Raw genomic sequence first — 18,930 nt, forward strand, 5'->3', positions numbered from 1 at the left:
CATCAGCGCCCGAAGCGCACCACCACGGAGGTACCTTCCGGGACCATGGTTCCGGGCGCGGGAGCCTGCTCGCGCGCAATACCGCTGCCCAGCACCTTCACGGTGATGCCGATGCTGCCCGCCTGCTCGATCACCTTGCGCACCGGCTCACCGACAAACGAGGGCACGGCAACCTTCTTGCCGGAGGCCACCATCACGCCTCCACCCGGAGTAGAGCTGGTGGACGATGGCGCCTGGAGCGGCTGCTGACTCGCCCTGCTATCCGCAACCTCTTTGGCAGACTCTTCCTTGTCCTGCTCGCGCTTGGCCTCAAGAATCTTCGGATCGATAAGAGGCGCAGCAGGCTGACCGGGCACAACCGGCGCAGGCGGAGTCAAGCCGGCAGCCTGCTGATCGAGGTCGTGCTTCGAAACAGGAGCACGCGTGCCGTCGGCCGGCGAAGAGCGCAGCGGATCATTCGCCGGAAGATTGTTGACCTCGGCAAACAACGAATCCAGATCGTCGGCGTTATCCTGCGGCGCATCGTCCACGGCCTTCGCGGCGCTATCCGCCTTGGCGATCTGCACCGGCGTCCTCAGCGGCTGATCGTGCGGAACGCCAAGGTATTCGAGAATCTCCTGCGCCAGCTCCTGAAAAACAGGACCGCTGGCCTCGGCGCCGAAGTGCATGCTGTGGTCCGGAGAATCGGTGATGACCGCAATCGTCACCGCCGGATTGTTCACCGGCGCAAAGCCCACAAACGATGCGACAAAGTTCGTCTTCGAATAAGTGTGCGTGCGCGGATCGATCTTCTGCGCGGTGCCGGTCTTGCCCGCTGCGCTATAGCCATTGAGCTGGGTCGTGAGGTGTCCGGTGCCGAACTCCACCACGCCTTCCATCATCTTGCGCATCTGCGCCGCCGTCAGCGTCGAAATCACGCGGTGTGAGCCATCCGGCAGCGGATTCGGCAGCTCCGTTTCAGGATGGAAGGTCGCAGGCTGCAGCTTGCCATCGCCCTTCACATCGTTGGTGCTCTGCATCAGGATATGCGGCGGCAAATAGACGCCCCCATTGGCAATCGTCGAAGCCATGGTGATGAGCTGAATCGGCGTCACCGCCACTTCCTGTCCCATGGGGATAGAACCGATGGTCGTCGGATTCCACTTGCGCACCGGCTTCAACAGGCCGCGCGTCTCATCCGGAAGCTCGATGCCGGTCCTGTCGCCGAAACCGAATGCCTTGATGTACTGGTAGAACCGCTCGGCGCCCATGCGCTGCGCCAGGCGGATGGCCGCCACGTCGCTCGACTCGGCCAGGGCCTTGGCCACGGTAATGTTCCCGAAATGCTCGCCGGGAGCATCGTGCACGATGCGTCCCGCAACATTGATCTGTCCACCGCCGCAGTCCACCATCCCATCCGGCGTAGCCACGTGCTCTTCGAGCGCGGCCGAATAGGTAACCAGCTTGAACGTCGAACCCGGCTCATACACATCGCTCACCGCGTGATCGCGCAGCAGGTCGGTCGTGGCATGGCGAAAATCGTTCGGATCGAACGTCGGCCGCACCGCCAGCGCAAGAATCTGCCCGGTATGCGGGTCCTGCACGACCACCGTACCGACCTTCGCGTGAGTGCGTTCCATATTGTGCTCGAGCGCACGCTCGGCCATGTACTGAATGTTTTCGTCGATAGTCAGAACCAGGTTCTCACCCGGAAGCGGCTCGCGCTCTTCACTGCCCAGGCGATGGCGCCGCGCATCGACATTCGTGTACATGCGGCCCGGCGTGCCGTGGAGATCCTCGTCGAAATTCTCCTCGAGACCTCCAAGCCCGTTGTCATCGATACCGACATACCCAAGCACCTGCGCGGCGATATCGTTGTTGGGGTAAAAACGCTTGAACTCCTTGACCGTGTAGACGCCCTTGAGATCCAGCGCCTTCACCTTCGCAATCACCGCCGGGTCCTGCTTGCGCGCAATCCACGCGAAGTTCCGCGAGGCATTCAGCCGGGCAAGTATCTGCGCGCCGGAAGTGAAGGTATCGGTAGGATCGGTGTGCACCACCGCAGCCAGCGCCGTGGCCTCGGCGGCCTTGTCGTTGCCCACTTCCGTCGGCACGGCGAAAATCGAATCGGCCAGCACCGTCATGGCCAGCTCATGCAGATTGCGATCGTAAAGAATGCCGCGGCGCGGCGCCACCTCGAAGGTACGCTGCTGCTGCCGTGCAGCCCGCTCTACCCATTCGTGATGCTGAAAAACCTGCAGCCACACCAGGCGAAAGCAGATGATCAGGCACCAGAAGCTGAGAAACACCAGCACATTGAGCACCCGCATGCGCCGCATCGGCGTGACGACACCGGCCTTCGATACGGGCTGTACTGGCGTAAAAGACGGACGGTTCATGGCAGGAACAGGTGAAGCATCATTATCTCAATCCCATTCCTGGGTGCCCTAAATCTCGACCGGTCAAGATGCCCATTCGCAGCATCCCAGCTCGCGACCCAAGGGAGCGGAGGCCGCAGGCGATCCGCCCTGCACGAAGCAGCCGAAGGCGAAAGGCCTGGACGGCCAGTCCTAGCGCATCACCGGAAGCATCGGCGTGGCCTCGGCCAGCGCGGGCGCGTTCGGATCGGCAACCGCATCGGGACGAACCACCTGGCCGGGCTGCGGCGCGGTGAGACCGAGCTGACGCGCCATCTGGTCAATGCGGGCCGGATCGCCAAGATCGGCCTCGGAAAGACGAAGCTGGAGGTTCTGCTCCTCGAGCTGCTGCAGCTGCTGCTTCTCGCTCTCGATGCGATAACCGTACTCGATGGAGCTGAGGTGCTGCCAGCCGTACGTCATGATGAGCGCGAAGAGCGTCGCCATCACAACTGCGAAGAGACGCATCTCCTTGGCGCGTGCCGGATCGGCCGCCTTGACGATGCGGCTGTTGTCGAAACGCTTGACGAAAAAGACCTCGGGCGTGGGACCGCGGCGGGCGCGCTGCTGCTGTGCCGCAAGCAGCTCAAGGTTACGCTCCTGCATGCGGTCAGCGGCGCGGCGAGGGGTATCGAAAATGTTGGGGGACGCGATTGCCTGTGTCGCCATGGGTTGTCTCCCTGCTCTCTGCTCTACTTCAAACTTGTCGTTCTCCTCAAGCGACCGGGCCGGGGCGCTGGGTTCTGAGGAGAGGTCTTACGGGGCTCGTCTTACGCGGATAAAAACTTTCGCCGTTTGTTGCGGTGGGACGACCCCGGCCCGATATGGTTAATACTTCCGCGACCGCATCTCCTGCTTCCTGCCCGGTCCCGGCTTTGCTGCCAATCTTTCCGCCGCTCGAAGCTTCGCGCTCCGGGCTCGCGGGTTGCGATCCGTCTCTTCTTCCTCGGCAATCACCGGCTTGCGGGTGAGAGCCTCATAAATCCCCTGCTGCGCGCCTTCGCGCATGGCATCCTTGGCGCGCCGGTCTTCGAGTGAGTGGAAGCTGATCACCACCAGGCGTCCGCCGGGCTTCAACAACCGGGGTGCTGCCTTGAGCAGTGACTCGATCTCGCCTAACTCGTCGTTCACGTAAATTCGGAGAGCCTGGAAGGTTCTGGTCGCCGGATGAATGCGGTCTGATTTCATTGGCGGGGCCGCAGCCCTCACGATGCCGGCTAATTCTGCCGTCGTCGTAACTGGCCGGGCCCTGACAATGGCTCTGGCGATTCTCCGCGACCTCCTTTCCTCTCCGAATTCGTAAATCAGGTTGGCGAGCTCTTTTTCGTCCATCTGATTTACCACTTGTGCGGCGGAGTACCCCTGGCGCGGATTCATCCGCATCTCCAGTGGCCCATCCGCCTGAAAACTAAAACCTCTGTGTGCCTCGTCGAACTGCAGCGAGCTCACGCCGAAGTCGGCCAGCAGTCCGTCCAGGCTCGCCGGCTCAATCAGCTCGGCCATCCCGGAAAACTCCGTGTCGTGCAGGATCACCTCGGGCATCTCCGCGCCCAGCTCTTCGCGCAATGCCTGGAGCCTGGCCTTCGCCAGCTCCAGCGCCTCGGGATCGCGGTCGAAGGCAATCAGCTTGCCCTCCGGCCCAATCGCCCGCGCAATCGCGCTCGAGTGTCCTGCCAGTCCGAGCGTCGCGTCGACATAAGTGCCGCCGCGTCGCAGGTTCAGGTATCGGATCGCTTGTTGTAAAAGAACTGGCACATGGCGTTCCCGTTCTGTCATGTGCTCCCCCTCAGGGGTTACCTTTCTACAAACCGAAGCTTTCGAGCGCCTGCTCGTCTTCTGCCGTCATGGGCGATTCGTCCATCATCTGCACAAAGTTCTCGCGGTTGGTCACCTTGAGGAACGTGTGCATACCGAAGATCAGGACATCGCCTAACGTACTGGTCTTTTCGCGCAGGAGCTGCGGCAAGAGAACTCTGCCCTGCGTATCCATATCAACCGTCTGGCCGTAATAGTTGATGTAGTTCATCAACTTTTTCTTGGCCGGGTTGGAGTTGGGAATCGCGGCGATCTTCCGCTCGATCTCTTCCCATTCCTTCATCGGGTGGATCTCTACGTCCACGCCGTCCCTGCTCGTGATGTAGAAGGTTTCGCCGTACTGCTTCTCTTCCATCACCCGCTTGAAGTCGGCAGGGAGCTTCAAGCGCCCCTTTTCGTCGACTCGAGTTGGGTAATTGCCGCGAAACATAATCAAATCCGTCGCCCAACCGGAGTCGGTGTGCTAACGTTCCACAGCGGCTAAGGGATGAGGGCTAAAAACCGTATCTTCGAACCACTTTAGACCCTTTTGGGCCTCTTTCGTCCACAATCGTAGCGCACTGAGCAAAGTCGTCAAAGGAGAAAAATTGTGGATTCTTCGATTTGCGCCGAAAGTGTCTGATTTCAGCGCTGTCGTGACAGGAAAACCACTACCCCTTGCGGTTACCCAAAGAAATTACCCACAATTAGCAGTGTTGACTGTTATGAGTCCGTACTCTTCTTAGCGCTTGCCAGAAAAGGTTGCTTCGGCTACGCGAGAATTTTCCTGCTCTGCCCCACGCACCCGCGCTCTGGAACGAACATAGAACAAAAGAAAGAGCACCACCAGCAGGTTTACGAAGGACAAGGTGACCTTGATCCACGTGAAATGGTGGAAAAGCTCGAATGCCTCCCAGGGCAGAAACGACGCAGTCAGGATCAGCGTTACATATTCAGCCCAGGTCTTCCGCAACAGCAGCCCGACGCCCTCTATCGTGTGCAGCCCGGCGTAAGCGAAGATGCCGAGACTGATCTGCTTCAGGCGATGCGGGCTGATCAGCGCAATCTTGTCCAGCAGAAGATTGACGAAGCGTCCTTCCGGATCGAGCCGCAGCGCCGTAATCACGCGCGTGGCCTCATCCACCAGGTCTTTATGCAGAAGCCTGAGAGCGCCGATGCCCAGCAGGATACAAAGCAGAGCTTCCAGCATCTTGAGCCCGCCGATCGCCATCACCCAGCCTTCCATGGCGGTAGGACGGGAATGCGTATGGCTGGCCTTGGCTGTGCTCTCGGCAGTAGAGGATGAGGTGGTAGTCGACATCAGAAACCGGGCGCCACCTCGACAAAACCGGATGGCACTTCCTACAGGATAAATGCTGTAAGCAGAACCGGAGATGCACCAGGCCCATCCATAGAGGAAGGAATCCATATTGGAAAAAGCGCCGCTTTCTCCATCTCCTCCGGGAAATCCTTCATCCCCCTCCAGATCGCGACCAAAGGAAGCGGAGGCCGAAGACGATCCGCCCTGCGCGAAGCAGATGGATACCCCATCCAAGCCCCGCTTGGGTGGCCCGCTTGGGTGGGAAGACACGAACCCCCAAGAGCGCAAAACTGAACTACACCCTATCCCCTAAACCCTATCCCCTTAAAGGACATGATCCCAAAGCCGAAGCTCCGCTTCCTGGGGCTTCTGCTCCACATGCGACGCAACATCGAGGATCATCGTCTCGCGGCCGGTGCCGGTGTACTCCGGCCACGTGGGCAGACCGGGCGCGGCCGGCGTTTCACCCTTGATGAAGGCTACCCAGGCAATATGCATCTGCTTGGCGATCACCGCTTCCGCCGCGGCATTGGAAACCGTCGCGTGCGGCTTATCCCACACCAGCGGAATATCGAGCGAATGGTAGGCATAGCCCGAGAGCCGCCCGCTCGTCTCAAGAAAGTCCAGACGGTACATCCACGTCTTCCCTCCCGCGGCAATGTGCGCATCGGCCACGCGAATCGAGGGAACCCAGTATTCCTCCGCGGAGAGCGCGCGGATGCGCAGCTGCTCCACGCTCAGCTCGGGATAGATCGCCTTGTACTTGCGATACACCGGCAGGAACTGTTCCAGCGTGATGTTGCCGATGTCCTTCGCCGTGGCATCGCCGGTCGGATGCGGTCCGACAAAGAGCGCGCTCTCATCGCGGTTGGTCCCGATAAGCAGCCGCTTCCCCTTTGTGTTCCCGGCCGAGATGGTAAGCACCGGCAGCTTCGGCAGCAGGTCTCCATCGATCTCGCAGCGCAGCGGAAAATGCTGCGGCCAGTCGGAGATGAAATCATGCTGAACCTGGATCAGCTGTGTTGCAGCAGCCGTGCGCAGCGCCGCAATCTCCTGGCCTGACTGCTTCTTCCACGCATCGCCATATCCCTGCGCCACGCGGAAGGAGTTCTGCTGCGGCCAGACGCGCTCGGCGCCGCCGCTTTCCGAAATCATCTGCTGGAAGAGCGGCTGCGCCTCCGGAACGCCCATGAGGATATCCGTAAGCTTCGCCCCGGCCGATTCGCCGCCGATCGTGACATGATCCGGATCGCCGCCAAAGTCGGCAATATTCTCGCGAATCCAGCTCAGCGCGGTGATCAGATCACGCAGCGCGCTGTTCCCCGAACCGGCATAGTCATCGCCGAGCAGCGGCGCCATGTCGAGAAAGCCGAACACACCCAGCCGATAGGCCACCGTCACGCAGACCACGCCTTCGCGCGCAAACTCGCTGCCGTCGTAGATCCCCTCGAAGGCATGCCCGCCGGTAAAGCCGCCGCCATGAATCCAGACAAAGACCGGATACGGACCCTTCCCCTCCGGCGCCCAGATGTTCAGCTGCAGGCAGTCTTCGCTGTGCGCGATCCGCGGCTCACCGAACTGCATGGGCGAGGTGCCGAACTGCGTGGCATCGCGCTCCCCCTGCCAGGGCTTCACCTTCTCGGTCGGACGAAAACGAAGATCGCCGACCGGCGGCTCGGCAAAAGGAACGCCGCGAAAGATGCGGATACCCGCAGCGCTGGCTCCACGCAGAGCACCGGAAGCCGTCTTGACCAGCGGTCCCGGACTTTGCGCAAAGGCGCGCAGCGGGCTGCCTGCACGGAAGGCAAGCGCGGCAGCCGGCGCTGCCATCGCGATCTGCTGGAGAAACTGCCTGCGGTGAATACCCTTCCCGGCATGGCGAGGAATCATCGTTGCGTAGCCCCTAATGTGGAGGAGTGGGAGTAGAGGAATCTAGAGCTGGTGCGGCGCGGCGCAGGCTCATGGCTGCATGCCTCGTGCCGGATTGGCGCTGAGACTGATGAGGTTGGCAAGGATGCGGTACGCTCCGGGCACCGCTTCAGGAAACTGGCGATAGAGCGCATACGCGGCGTAGATATACAGTCCCTTGCCGTAAGGCGCAATCAGCAGGCCTCCGCGCTGCGGGTCCTGGCCCGGATCAGCCACCTCGGTCAGCGGCGTGTAGTGCGCATCCCACGAAGCTGCGAAGGTGTGGCCGCGCTCCTCCACCCAGCCCGAGAAGTCGGCCTCGGTGATGCGATTAGGCCACTGAAAGAGCGGATGCGCAGGCACGAGCAGCTTCACCGGATCGGACTCATCCACCACCTTCTCCGCGCTGCCCGGCAGCGAATAAGGATACGGACCGTAGTCGCGGCTCATCCCCGGACTCTGATACTGCACAATGACCACGCCGCCGCTGTGAACGTACTCGAGCAGCCGCGCATTGTTGGCCATAAGATCGCTGCGGTTCGAATACGCGCGGATACCGACAAGAATCGCGTTGTAACGACTCAGATCGGCAGAGGCGAGATCGGACGCCGTGAGCAGGTGCGGCGCAACGCCCAGCTGCGTAAGAGCCTCGGGAACCTCGTCGCCGGTGCCCATGATGTAGCCGAGGCGCAGACCAGGAGCAACCTTCACATCGACGCCGCGCGCACGGTAAGTCGCAGGGCGGTCGAAGAAATACGGGCGCAACCCGGGATATCCCACCCGCTCCACGCCGGTGCTGTACTCGCCGTTGCCGCTCTGCGCCACCGCGCGAAGATCATAGGCCTGCGCAGCCAGACCGGCAGGATGAATCGTCACCGTATCGGTGACAGATGCATTCGGAGCCAGATGAAAGCTGCTCGAAGCAGGCTCCGCGGTCCACCCCTGCGGCAGTTCCAGATGCAGCGTGCCGTCGGCCGTATCCGGCTGGTAGTTCTTCACCGAGACCGTCAGAGGAAAAGACTGCGCGCCCAGCGGCACCACTCCGGCATGCGCGGTGAGATTCACGGCCAGCCGCGGCATCACCACCAGCGGCTCGAAGAGATTCCCATAGCCGTGCTCGCGATGGTTCGTCTGCACCACCTGTCCGATGCGGATCGGCACGCCGTTGTATTCGAACTCCGCCCAGCCCGCGAGCGGATACGGCGCGAACGGCTGATTCAGCAGCTTCGGATCGGAAATGTCGTAATAAGGCTGCGCCGGGGAAGGCCGCGAGAAATAAGGCTCCGTGGGCAGCGCATCGTGCGGCACGGTCACCCGATAAAGGATGTCGCCCTCGTGGCTGGCCGCGGTATCCATGCCCGGAGCACCGGCGCGTTCGAACTTCCAGGGGGGTTCGCCACTCGAGGCCAGCCAGGTCTTCGTGAGCTTCAGATTGCCGCCGGTCGTCCACAGCCCGGCGCTGGTCACGTGCAGCCGCACAGTGAACTGCTCGCTGGGCACAACCTCGGTCCGCGTCTCCTCGGCATTGAGCGAGAGTGAGACATTCTTCGAGCCATCTTCCGGGATCACCAGCGCATTTACCTGCAATCCAAGCGCCTCTGCCAGCGCGGTATTGAACTGCGCGAGCTTGATCTCCAGCTCATGCGCGACATTCGCCTTGTCGTCCGCGCTCAGACTGCTCGCCTGCACCTGGTCGAGAAGCGACTGCGTTCGCTGCGCGCCCAGCGCAAGCTCGGGCGCGATCTTCGCCGGATTCGACGGCAGGTAGTTGAAGGTGGCCGTCATCACATGCTGATCGATCTCTTTGAGGGCAGCGGTGAGAAATGCTGTATCCCCATGCGCCAGCGAAGCGATACCGGCAAGCGACGTATCGATGCCGTCGAAGAAGTTGGTCTCGCGTCCTCCGTCCGCCGCAGGCTCCTGCACATGCGATCCATAGCGGTGATAGGCCACGCTGAAATCGCCGGGCAGCGGAGGATTGCCTCCGCCATACTGCGATTTCTGCTGAGCCCAGCCCTCGCGCGCCATCTGCACATACGAGCGCCCGAGGATCGGGTCGTAGTTTCCTTCCGGAATCTCGACGTCGGCAGTGGGAGCCGTGTCCGACCATTTCTGCTGCACGTAATCGTAGAAGCGCACCGGCGCCCACTTGTTGGTCGCATAGTCGAACATGCCCTTGCTGGTGACCGAGAAGAACGGCAGCCGCGCATACACCTTCAACGGCGACCACGGCCTCAGGCCCGCGGCAATCTGATCGGGAAACACGTTCGGATCACCGGCCATGCGGAAGACCTCCTGTGCCGCCTCGCCGGACATCTGGTGATGCCCATGGCCGTCGGTGATATTCCCGGTAAACACCGAGGTGACAACCAGCGGACGATTCATGCGCACCGCACGCACCACGTCGTAGAGCACGCGGTCGCGCCCCCACTGCTGATGCGCCTCTTCAAGGGTCTTCGAGAAACCGTAGTCGGCCACGCGCGAGAAAAGCTGCTCGGTGCCCGAATACTGGTCTGCGAGCAGCAGCTCGTTGGTGCGGATGAGGCCCAGCGCGTCGTCGGCCTCGCCGGACATCGCATTCTGACCGCCCTCGCCGCGCGTCAGCGTGAGAATCGCCGTGCGCGCGCCCAGGCCGCGCGACTCGAGCGTGAGCATGCCGCCATCTTCGTCATCCGGATGGGCCACGATCATCATCAGGCTCGCCCAGGTATGCAGCTTCTTGAGCGTCTGGGCCAGACCGTCGGCGCCGCGATCCTCAGGCAGAGTCTGCGCATCGGGCGAAGCAGCGATCGCTGTCTGCCAGGGAGTGACCTGCGCGGCAAGCGGAGAAACGAACGGGAACACCGTCACGAAGCCGGCCATCGCGAGAGCGGAGGCAGCGCGGATGCGAGTGGAAGCAGCTTTGGACATGCAGAGCCAGTGTACAAAATAGGGCTCAGGACTCAGGGCTCGGATAAGAGCGGAATGCCCGGGTGCCCCACCCATGACAGTTTTCGTCATGGGTGGGGCACCGAAAACTTCAACGGCACCCCGCGCATGTCACATAGGAGAGAAACAAATCGGCATCGCGACCAACAGAAGCGGAGGCGCGAAGCGCAAAAGGCCTGGACGGCCAGTCATAGGCGGCATCCACATATAGCGATAGTAAAAGGCTGTCATTTCGACCGGAGCAGGACAGTTTCATCGTCCTGCGGAGTGGAGAAACCTGCAGTTTTCTCCGGTACTGGCAAAATCGCAGGTCCCTCCACTGCGCTTCGCTCCGGTCGGGATGACAACAATATGGGCAAGTTCTTTAGTTTCATACCAGCTATATGGGGATGCCGTCTAGCGAGCCAGCAGCGCGAACTCCGCCGCGTCGTGGCGCTCACCGGAAGCCATCAGCGCCTCGATGCGCTCCACCGGTTGGATGCCGCCGCGAGCGCCGGCGCCGGCGCAGTTGAGCGCAGCGGCCGCGCAGGCAAAGTCCAGCTGCCGCTCCAGCGGCCAGCCCTGCAGCAGCGCAAAGATAAAGCCGGCGTGGAAGATATCCCCCGCGCCCGTAGTGTCGACCACCGGCACGCTGTAAGCCGCGGAATGGTAGAAGCGCGAGCCGTCCCAGGCCAGCACGCCATGCTCGCCGAGCGTGGCCGCGGCCAGCTTGCAGCCGCTCTCGCGCTGCAGGCGGCGAAGAGCAAACTCCAGATCCGCTTCACCTGTGAAGCGATTGGGAAAGTCGCGGCTGACGATCAGGTAGTCGATGAGCGGCACCAGTTGCTCGATGCCGGCATAGAGCTCATCAAGATCGGCAATCACCGGCACACCGGCTTCGCGAGCCCAGCGGGCCGCCTGAATAGCAGCTTCCGTATCCCATCCATCCAGGTGCAGAGCGCGGGCATTCACCACCCACTCGCGGCTCAGCTCTTCGGCGCGCATAATCAACGCATCGTCGCGGCGGTTGAGCACCGTGCGCTCGCCGGTACCATCCACAAAGATCAGCGACTGCGCGCTGGCGCCGCCGGGAACAGTAAGAATCCGCGCCTCGACGCCCATGCGGTCGAACTCGCTGCGATGCAGGCGCGCCGCATCATCCTCGCCGAGCTTGCCGACGTAGCGGGTACGCAGTCCCCACTGCGCGCAGGCAATGACCGTGCTGGCTACCTGGCCGCCGGGCAGAATGCTCGAGCTGCGGTACTCGCCCTTGGCGCCGCGCGCGGGGTAATGCTGGAGGTGAATCAACGTGTCAGTGGCATTCAGCCCGACACCGGCCAGGTCAACGACCGGCGACTTCTCTGCTTGGGACATATCAAAACTCTAAACCCTCTTTCGATGCGCACGCCGGCCGCCCCGGCTCAGAAAAGATTTTCCCCGCCTGTAGATATAGGCTAAAAGCATGAAGCTCCTTCTCCGCTCCGCCGTCCTCGCTTCCCTGCTGGCAGCCCCTCTCCTGCACGCGCAGAATGCGCCCAGGGCTACGCTGCTCGCACTCTCGAAGCAGGATCGCACGCTTGCCGTCATCGACCCTTCGACGCTGAAGGTCATCGCGAAGATGCCGGTGGGCTCGGACCCGCATGAGGTGATCGCCTCCAACGACGGCCGCACCGCCTACGTCTCGAACTACGGCTTCGGAGCCTTCCATACCCTCGCGGTGGTGGACCTGGTGAACCACAAAGCCCTCAGCCCGGTCGACCTCGGGCCGCTGGCCGGACCGCACGGCCTGGCCTGGGCCGGCGGCCGCGTCTGGTTCACCGCGGAAAAGGCGAAGTCGATCGGCCGCTATGACCCCTCGAGCAAGCGCATCGACTGGATTCTGGGCACCGGACAGAACCGCACGCACATGGTCTGGGTCTCCCAGGACATGCAGCGCATCGTCACCACCAACGTCAACTCCGGCACCGTGACCATTGCCGAGCCCGTAGCGCTGCCCAAACCGCCCGCCGCACTCCCCGGAGAGCCGATGCCGAAGAGCGATTGGGATGAGACGGTCGTAAAAGTAGGTAACGGCTCGGAGGGCTTCGACGTCTCGCCGGACACGAAGGAAATCTGGGTTGCCAACGCAAAGGACGGCACCATCTCCGTTCTCTCCTTTGCGGAAAAGAAGGTCGTGGCGACGCTGCAGGCCAACGTCCCCGGCGCCAATCGTCTCAAGTTCACGCCTGACGGCAAGTACGTCCTCGTTTCCAGTCTGCAGAAGGGCGAGCTGACGGTGCTCGACGCCGCCACGCGCAAAGTCGTGAAGCGCATTCCCATGGGCCACGGCGCGGCAGGCATCGTCGTACAGCCGGACGGCGCCCGCGCATATATCGCCTGCACGCCGGACAACGACATCGCCGTGCTCGACCTGCATACCTGGCAGATTGTGGGCCACATCAACGCCGGCGCGGGCCCGGACGGCATGACCTGGACCGTTCGCCAGTAGCATCCGCACAGGAAACAGAAAAGGCTGCGCCGGCATTCCGCCTGCGCAGCCTTTCGTTTGTCCGCCTTCCCCTCACGCCCGGCTCGCACAAACGAGGAGCCACCATGCGGCAGTCGGCACAAACCCCTTTCACCACAGCACTTTCCGAGAGACATTGAACTCTCCATAAAGGCTAAATACTACTTTTTGATTATTACTCTCTAAAAGAGAGTAATAATCAAAAAGATCTATATCCATTCAAAGGGTAGTCATATGACCGCACTGACCTTACCTGACGAAAAAGAGCCCGGGAAGCCCGCAGCCACCCCGCCAGAACCTGGCGATCCCGCCACCGATCCCCAAATCGATCCCCAAATCGATCCAAAGATCGAAAAGCTGACCCGCGAGATCATCGAGCGGGTCGCCGACAAATGGACCATGCTGGTGATCGAGGCGCTCGCCACCCACGGCATTCTCCGCTTCATGCAGATCGGCGAGCGGGTAGACGGCATCAGCCTCAAGATGCTGACCAGGACCCTGCGCCAGCTGGAGCACGACGGCCTGGTGGTCCGCACCGTGCACCCGGTCATCCCGCCCCACGTCGACTACGAGCTCACGCATCTCGGCCTCAGCCTCAGTGAAGCCTTCTGCGGCGTATGGATATGGGCAGAGACGCATCACGAGGAGATCGAACGCGCCCGCAAGGCCTTCCCCATGCGGTAGTCTGAAGCTTCGATTCCCCTCTACCGACGCGACTTTGGCCGACCCCGAACAGATCGTATCCGGACAGCCCGCACTCGAGCGCCGCATCGGCCTGGGCAGCGCCATTTCGCTGAACATGATGAACATGATCGGCGTGGGCCCCTTCATCACGCTGCCGCTGGTCGTGGCAGCGATGGGCGGCTCGCAGGCGGTGCTGGGCTGGCTGCTCGGAGCGCTGATCGCTATCTGCGACGGCCTGGTGTGGGCCGAACTCGGCGCGGCCATGCCGGAGGCCGGCGGCTCCTACGCCTTCCTGCGCGAGATCTATGGCCGCAACGGAGCCGGGCGCATGATCTCGTTCCTCTACATCTGGCAGCTCGGCTTCAGCGCGCCGCTCTCCATCGCTTCGGGATGTATCGGCCTCGCACAGTACGCGGCCTGGCTGTGGCCGGCGCTGCATACGCCGATCCTTCATTTGCCCGGTGGCGCCTCCATCCCGGCAGTGAGTTTTCTGGCCGCGGCCACCTGCCTGCTAGCCGTGGCCATGCTCTATCGCAATGTCAGCACCATTGCCCGCACCGCCTGGGTGCTCACCGGTGGAGTGCTCTTCACCATCGGCGCGGTCATTGTCGCCGGGTTTACGCACTTCCATGCCGCGCTGCTGCGCCCTGCGCCACACGCCTTCGATCTGCACGCAGGCTTCTTCGCCGGGCTGGGTTCGGCAACGCTGCTCGCCACCTATGACTATTGGGGCTACTACTCGGTCTGCTTCCTCGGCAGCGAGGTCAAGGAGCCGGGGCGCACCATTCCACGCGCGGTTCTGTGGTCCATCGTGATCGTCGCCGCGCTCTATCTCGCGATGAACGTGAGCGTGCTCGGGGTCATCCCGGTACAGGAGCTCACGCACTCCGGCACCGCCAAACTCGCTATCGTGTCTACGTTAATGCAGCAGACATTCGGTGCCGGCACAGCCCGTGTGCTCACACTCCTGGTCATGTGGACAGCGTTCGCCTCCGTCTACTCGCTGCTGCTCGCCTACTCGCGCGCCCCCTATGCCGCCGCGCTCGACGGCAACTACTTCCGCGCCTTCGCGCATGTGGACAAGCGGCACAAGTTTCCGTCTGTTTCCCTGCTGGCACTGGGCGGCATGGCAGCCATCTTCTGCTTCTTCCATCTGGCAACGGTGATCGCCGCGCTGGTCGCCATCCGCATCCTGCTGCAATACCTGCTGCAGCAGATCGGCGTGATCGTGCTGCGCATACGACGGCCGGAGATGCCGCGCCCTTTCCGCGTGTGGCTCTATCCGCTGCCGCCGCTGGCTGCGCTGGCCGGCTTCCTGTTCATCGTCTTCTCGCGCAAGGAAGCCTCACGCGAGCTGCTGGATGCCGTTGCCGTTGCCATCAGCGGGTCCGCGCTCTACCTCGTACGCGCCTGGCGCAGACGCGAATGGCCTTTCCGCCCTGCTCACTCCGAGGCCGACGGCGGGTGATCGCGATACTCGCTCCAGTGCGCGAGAATGGCATCGACCACTGGCCTCCCGACCGCATACGCTGCTTCGAGTGACGGCAGATAAGCGCCGAAGCGGCTCACCTTCTGCTCGGTCAGGCTCTCGGCGGCGGACATGCCCACGGGAGGCTGATCGTAGTTCGATACGGTTCTCAGGACGAGCACGCGCCGCTCGTCGACCTTGCCGGCATGAGCAAGAAAGGTGAGCGACTGCAGCGTGCCGGAATCTTCCATGCCACTGACCATGAAGTTGCCCTTGCCGCCGGTGTAATAGCGCGTCCAGGCATTGGCCCATGTGTCGAGCTTTGCGCCATGCCAGTACGTAGAAGAAGAGACCTCGTCACCCGTGGTGACAAAGGGTGGACGCTGCGCGGCAGGCTGGGCGAAGTGCGAGCGCTTCTCGCGCATGCGATCGTCGTCGGCAAGCGGCGTGGACTTGGTTAACTGGAACGCCCAGCGTGTGAGTCCGGGATTCAGTTCGTAGAGCTCGCCATAGCCCGCGTCAGCCGGCTCCTCGTAGGGTTTGGTACGGCGCAGAGGCACAATGCCGGTCGGCCAGTCGGCGGGAATCTCGCGCGCATCGAGCTCGTGCGCGATCTCCCCATCGATGACCTGCTGCACCCACACCGCGGAACCAAGCGAAACGTCGGCCGGATCGCCGCCGGCAATGCCCGCAACCAGCCAGTAGGCATGCGAGAGATCGAAGCGGGGATCGAGGCCCAGCGCCATGATGGTGGCCGCTGCCTTGGCCGTGGCCACGCCGGTCAGCACGGCGAGCATGCCATCGTTATTCATCCGCAGGTGGTGATAACCGGCATCGAGCGGCAGCACGCGGTCGAGATGCATGCGCTCGACCCAGTACTGGTATTCGCCCGGTACATCGCCGGTGTCTTCACCCTGTTCATACATGGCGACGATGACAACCTTGATCGGGATCGGATTCGGAATGGACGCGACAGCCTGCGCATGCAGGCGAAAAGCAAAGAGACAAAGCAGCAGGCCGGGCAGGATGCGGCGCAGGATCATGAGCCATCCATGGAGTGAGGTGAACGACTCCAGCCTACGTGCCCGGCCCTTTCAGAACAAAGGAATTCTCGTGCTTCCCACTCAAGCTGGTGCTGCTCAGGTGGGGGACATACGAACCGCAGGTCTCTCCACTGCGCGAGACGATAAGACTGTCTCGCTTCGGTCGGGATGACAGGCGTTTAGAAATATGCTCCGGTCGGGATGACAATGAGGCAGAGAAAAGTAAGGCGTCAGTTTGACTGCCTGTCGTTATCGGAATCGCGCGGCAGCTCGAGCGCCACCAGTCCGAAATGCGTGTCACCGGGCCTGGTCTTGGAATCGATGGCGACGATGTGGAAGCGGTGCGGTGTACCGGCACGCAGCTCGTGATCGTTCGCTGAATCGACGCTGTCGTTCACCTGCAGATGACCGCCCTTCTCCGACGAGCAGGTGAGGCCGGTGCTGGTGATCTTCAGCGCGCCCACCGGCTGGCCATGCACGCATTCGAGCACGTCGCCATAGCGGGAAAGCGGCTTGCGGTAGTAGGCAAACACCTTGTCCGGTGTGTCCGCAGTCGTGTAGCCCGCGGCGATCACACTGAAGCGGAAAGTCCCGAAGCTCAGTCCCAGGTCCACGGCTGCGCTGTCGCTCGAGCTGGATTTATCGAGCTTTGCCCCGGGATAACACGGCAGCCCGATCTTCGCCGCAGGAGCCTCGCCCTTGGCATGCATCTCCATCTGGAAGTCGGAGTTCTGCGCACAAGCGCCGACCGAGACAAGGCCGAGAACGGCAGCAGCCATACCACTGGAAAGAGAGAAAACGCGCATGATCATTCCACCCCGCAAGGCGAGTCGCCACTGCACGGGAACATACGCGGCCTGAGCCGGGGAAGTTCCATCGATATCGCGGAAAATCCGTCAGGACATCGGCTTATCGAAAGCGGAAACCGCGCGCGGCAGGGTCAGGAAGAACGAGCTTCCCAGGCCGACCGTGCTCTCCGCCCATATCCGGCCACCATGAAGATTGACGAGCCCCCGGCAGAGCGCCAGCCCCAGGCCGGTGCCACCGCTGGCGCGGGAGTCGGAGGCATCTCCCTGGCGGAAGCGGTCGAAGATCGAGTCGAGCATCTCGGGAGGGATGCCCCGTCCATGGTCGCGGACTTCGATCAGCGCTTCTTTCTCGTTCACAGCCTGAGCGCGAACGGCAATCTCGGTGTTGGGCGGAGAAAACTTGATGGCATTGGCCAGCAGCCGCGAGAGCGCCTGCTGAATACGGCCGCCATCCACCCACAGACGCACCGGTTCCGCATCCACGCGGAAGCGCAGTCCGGCCCGGCTTGCAGATGCCGCCTGCCGCTGCACGGCCTCACGCAGCAACTCCTCCGCAGAGATCTCCGCGCAATCGAGATGCAGGCGTCCGGCGCCGATCCGTTCAAAGTCGAGAATGTCATTGACCAGAAAGACCAGACGATTGCAGTTGCTGATCGCCAGGTCCAGCATCTGCTCGGCCCGGTCCGGACGCTCGGCCAGCGCACCGCTGCTCAACAGCCCCAGGGCAGCGCGCAGCGAGGTCAGCGGCGTTCGCAGCTCATGGCTCACCGTGGAGATGAACTCATCCTTCATGCGGTCGAGCTGGCGGCGCTCGGTCACATCCTGAAAGGCCACCACCGCTCCGGTGGTGCGGCCATCGTGGGTGAGCGGACACGCCACATATTCGACCGGAATCGACATGCCATCCTTTTTCCAGAAGACGTCGCCGCGCACCCGCACCGGACCTGCGCGATGCAGCGTGGCAAGCACAGGACACTGCGATTCCGGGTAAGGCATCCCGTCGGCGCGGCTGTGATGAATGAGCCGATGAATCGGCTGGCCCTGCATCTCTTCGGGCGTGAAGCCCAGCAGCTGTGCGCCTGCGCGGTTCACAAAGACAATACGGCCCTCCATGTCGAGACCATAGATGCCATCGCCCACCGACTCCAGAATCGACTCCCGCTGGCGCATCAATGCGCGCAGCTTCTCCTCCGCTTCGATCTTTTCCGTCAGGTCGATGCCGTGCCCGATCACAAACGGCTCGGCTCCGGGAATCTGGACCAGCTTATTGCGGAAAGCGATGACACAGAGAGAACCGTCCTTACGGTTCACGTAGAGAAGTCCTTCTTCCTCGCCTCGCGCCGCCATGGCATCCCAGTAGCTCTGCCATCCGTGCTGATGCTCGACATCCATGAAGTCAAGCATGTAACGGCCCACCAGTTCCTCCGGCGTATAGCCGAGATTTGCCGCTGCGAATGGATTGATCGACAGCAGGTAGCCGTTCAGGTCATGCGTGCAGATCATGCCGAGCGAACCTTCCACGAGCAGACGCGCCTGGGCTTCTTCGGCGCGCAGACGCATCTCGGTCTCATGGCGCGCGGTGATATCCGTCCCCGTCAACACGACAGCCAGCGCATCGAGTGGAGAGCCGTTCCTCGACCACGCCATGCGGCGTCTGCCGCCGTCGAGGCCGCACATCTCCAGCTCTATCGTGGCTTCGCTCTGCTGCGTGGATGCGGAGAAGAAGCTTCTCGCCATCGGCCGGCTTTCTTCTGCGAAAACGGAAAGCGGCAGAGGCTGTCCCAGTACGGCAGCAGCGGGTATCCCCGTCAGCTCTGCCATGGCGCGATTCCAGCGCGAGACACAGCCCTTGCGGTCGAGCGCCAGAAACAGAACATGCGTTCGATCGAGCAGCAACGCTTCCTCGCCCGTCAGCTCCGGACGGGGAGCTCCGCTTTGCATCAGGACTTCGCGCGGACGCATTCCTGGCGTAGACTCCGACATCGATTTCAGCTCCGGGGGATGAGTGCATCCTACTTCCTGAAAGACACCCTGCACAATCCATCACCGGATGGAGACAGTTCCTCGAAAGAGACGATATCAGTCCGGAAGCAA

The 18,930-nt window shown here is 62.3% G+C and carries 14 protein-coding genes; 3 read left to right on the plus strand and 11 right to left on the minus strand.

The window, feature by feature from the left end; genetic code table 11:
* Positions 1 to 2: 2 nt before the first annotated feature.
* The 8 genes from ESZ00_RS14555 to ESZ00_RS14590 form a co-directional block, all read right to left on the minus strand.
* Entirely contained in the window at positions 3 to 2,378 is a 2,376-nt protein-coding gene (locus ESZ00_RS14555; protein ID WP_229741371.1) for a penicillin-binding transpeptidase domain-containing protein, read from the minus strand.
* 171 nt (positions 2,379 to 2,549) lie between these two features.
* Positions 2,550 to 3,065 carry a cell division protein FtsL gene (locus ESZ00_RS14560; protein WP_129209052.1) on the minus strand — a complete coding sequence of 172 codons (516 nt, stop codon included), beginning with the start codon at positions 3,063 to 3,065 and terminating at the stop codon, positions 2,550 to 2,552.
* A 159-nt stretch (positions 3,066 to 3,224) separates the two neighbouring features.
* On the minus strand, positions 3,225 to 4,172 hold the full coding sequence (gene rsmH / locus ESZ00_RS14565; protein ID WP_129209053.1) for a 16S rRNA (cytosine(1402)-N(4))-methyltransferase RsmH: 948 nt from the start codon (positions 4,170 to 4,172) through the stop codon (positions 3,225 to 3,227).
* Positions 4,173 to 4,197: 25 nt separating this feature from the next.
* Positions 4,198 to 4,641: a division/cell wall cluster transcriptional repressor MraZ gene (locus ESZ00_RS14570; protein ID WP_129209054.1), complete on the minus strand. Its 444-nt coding sequence runs from the start codon at positions 4,639 to 4,641 to the stop codon at positions 4,198 to 4,200.
* Between the two features lie 291 nt (positions 4,642 to 4,932).
* Entirely contained in the window at positions 4,933 to 5,511 is a 579-nt protein-coding gene (locus ESZ00_RS14575) for a DUF2127 domain-containing protein (RefSeq protein ID WP_229741369.1), read from the minus strand.
* A gap of 324 nt (positions 5,512 to 5,835) precedes the next feature.
* On the minus strand, positions 5,836 to 7,341 hold the full coding sequence (locus ESZ00_RS14580) for a carboxylesterase/lipase family protein (protein ID WP_129209055.1): 1,506 nt from the start codon (positions 7,339 to 7,341) through the stop codon (positions 5,836 to 5,838).
* 129 nt (positions 7,342 to 7,470) lie between these two features.
* Positions 7,471 to 10,329, minus strand: coding sequence for a PIG-L family deacetylase (locus ESZ00_RS14585; RefSeq protein ID WP_204520214.1), 2,859 nt, complete (start codon positions 10,327 to 10,329; stop codon positions 7,471 to 7,473).
* A 414-nt stretch (positions 10,330 to 10,743) separates the two neighbouring features.
* Positions 10,744 to 11,700, minus strand: a complete 957-nt coding sequence (locus ESZ00_RS14590; RefSeq protein WP_129209056.1) for a carbohydrate kinase family protein — start codon at positions 11,698 to 11,700, stop codon at positions 10,744 to 10,746.
* A gap of 88 nt (positions 11,701 to 11,788) precedes the next feature.
* On the opposite strand from ESZ00_RS14590, the gene ESZ00_RS14595 reads away from it, so the two are divergent.
* The 3 genes from ESZ00_RS14595 (at position 11,789) to ESZ00_RS14605 (ending at position 14,984) form a co-directional block, all read left to right on the plus strand.
* Positions 11,789 to 12,814, plus strand: coding sequence for a YncE family protein (locus tag ESZ00_RS14595; protein ID WP_129209057.1), 1,026 nt, complete (start codon positions 11,789 to 11,791; stop codon positions 12,812 to 12,814).
* Between the two features lie 252 nt (positions 12,815 to 13,066).
* A complete protein-coding gene (locus ESZ00_RS14600; protein WP_129209058.1) occupies positions 13,067 to 13,516 on the plus strand; it encodes a winged helix-turn-helix transcriptional regulator in 450 nt (149 codons plus the stop codon).
* A gap of 34 nt (positions 13,517 to 13,550) precedes the next feature.
* A complete protein-coding gene (locus tag ESZ00_RS14605; RefSeq protein ID WP_229741367.1) occupies positions 13,551 to 14,984 on the plus strand; it encodes an APC family permease in 1,434 nt (477 codons plus the stop codon).
* Here ESZ00_RS14605 and ESZ00_RS14610 read toward each other — a convergent pair.
* The 3 genes from ESZ00_RS14610 to ESZ00_RS14620 form a co-directional block, all read right to left on the minus strand.
* Entirely contained in the window at positions 14,960 to 16,027 is a 1,068-nt protein-coding gene (locus ESZ00_RS14610) for a purine nucleoside permease (RefSeq protein ID WP_129209059.1), read from the minus strand. The two genes, ESZ00_RS14605 and ESZ00_RS14610, sit on opposite strands and share 25 nt — an antisense overlap.
* A 230-nt stretch (positions 16,028 to 16,257) precedes the next feature.
* A complete protein-coding gene (locus tag ESZ00_RS14615) occupies positions 16,258 to 16,833 on the minus strand; it encodes a hypothetical protein (RefSeq protein ID WP_129209060.1) in 576 nt (191 codons plus the stop codon).
* Positions 16,834 to 16,923: 90 nt separating this feature from the next.
* On the minus strand, positions 16,924 to 18,819 hold the full coding sequence (locus tag ESZ00_RS14620) for a PAS domain S-box protein (protein ID WP_129209061.1): 1,896 nt from the start codon (positions 18,817 to 18,819) through the stop codon (positions 16,924 to 16,926).
* Positions 18,820 to 18,930 lie beyond the last annotated feature (111 nt).

This window comes from Silvibacterium dinghuense, from assembly GCF_004123295.1.
Lineage (GTDB): Bacteria > Acidobacteriota > Terriglobia > Terriglobales > Acidobacteriaceae > Silvibacterium > Silvibacterium dinghuense.

Bases quoted from the DNA above. Each gene is read 5' to 3' on its own strand.
- ESZ00_RS14570 (WP_129209054.1), bottom strand. From the start codon at position 4,641: ATGTTTCGCGGCAATTACCCAACTCGAGTCGACGAAAAGGGGCGCTTG.
- ESZ00_RS14600 (WP_129209058.1), top strand. From the start codon at position 13,067: ATGACCGCACTGACCTTACCTGACGAAAAAGAGCCCGGGAAGCCCGCA.
- ESZ00_RS14580 (WP_129209055.1), bottom strand. From the start codon at position 7,341: ATGGCAGCGCCGGCTGCCGCGCTTGCCTTCCGTGCAGGCAGCCCGCTG.
- ESZ00_RS14560 (WP_129209052.1), bottom strand. From the start codon at position 3,065: ATGGCGACACAGGCAATCGCGTCCCCCAACATTTTCGATACCCCTCGC.
- ESZ00_RS14555 (WP_229741371.1), bottom strand. From the start codon at position 2,378: ATGAACCGTCCGTCTTTTACGCCAGTACAGCCCGTATCGAAGGCCGGT.
- ESZ00_RS14595 (WP_129209057.1), top strand. From the start codon at position 11,789: ATGAAGCTCCTTCTCCGCTCCGCCGTCCTCGCTTCCCTGCTGGCAGCC.
- ESZ00_RS14610 (WP_129209059.1), bottom strand. From the start codon at position 16,027: ATGATCCTGCGCCGCATCCTGCCCGGCCTGCTGCTTTGTCTCTTTGCT.
- ESZ00_RS14615 (WP_129209060.1), bottom strand. From the start codon at position 16,833: ATGCGCGTTTTCTCTCTTTCCAGTGGTATGGCTGCTGCCGTTCTCGGC.
- rsmH (WP_129209053.1), bottom strand. From the start codon at position 4,172: ATGACAGAACGGGAACGCCATGTGCCAGTTCTTTTACAACAAGCGATC.
- ESZ00_RS14590 (WP_129209056.1), bottom strand. From the start codon at position 11,700: ATGTCCCAAGCAGAGAAGTCGCCGGTCGTTGACCTGGCCGGTGTCGGG.
- ESZ00_RS14620 (WP_129209061.1), bottom strand. From the start codon at position 18,819: ATGTCGGAGTCTACGCCAGGAATGCGTCCGCGCGAAGTCCTGATGCAA.
- ESZ00_RS14575 (WP_229741369.1), bottom strand. From the start codon at position 5,511: ATGTCGACTACCACCTCATCCTCTACTGCCGAGAGCACAGCCAAGGCC.
- ESZ00_RS14585 (WP_204520214.1), bottom strand. From the start codon at position 10,329: ATGTCCAAAGCTGCTTCCACTCGCATCCGCGCTGCCTCCGCTCTCGCG.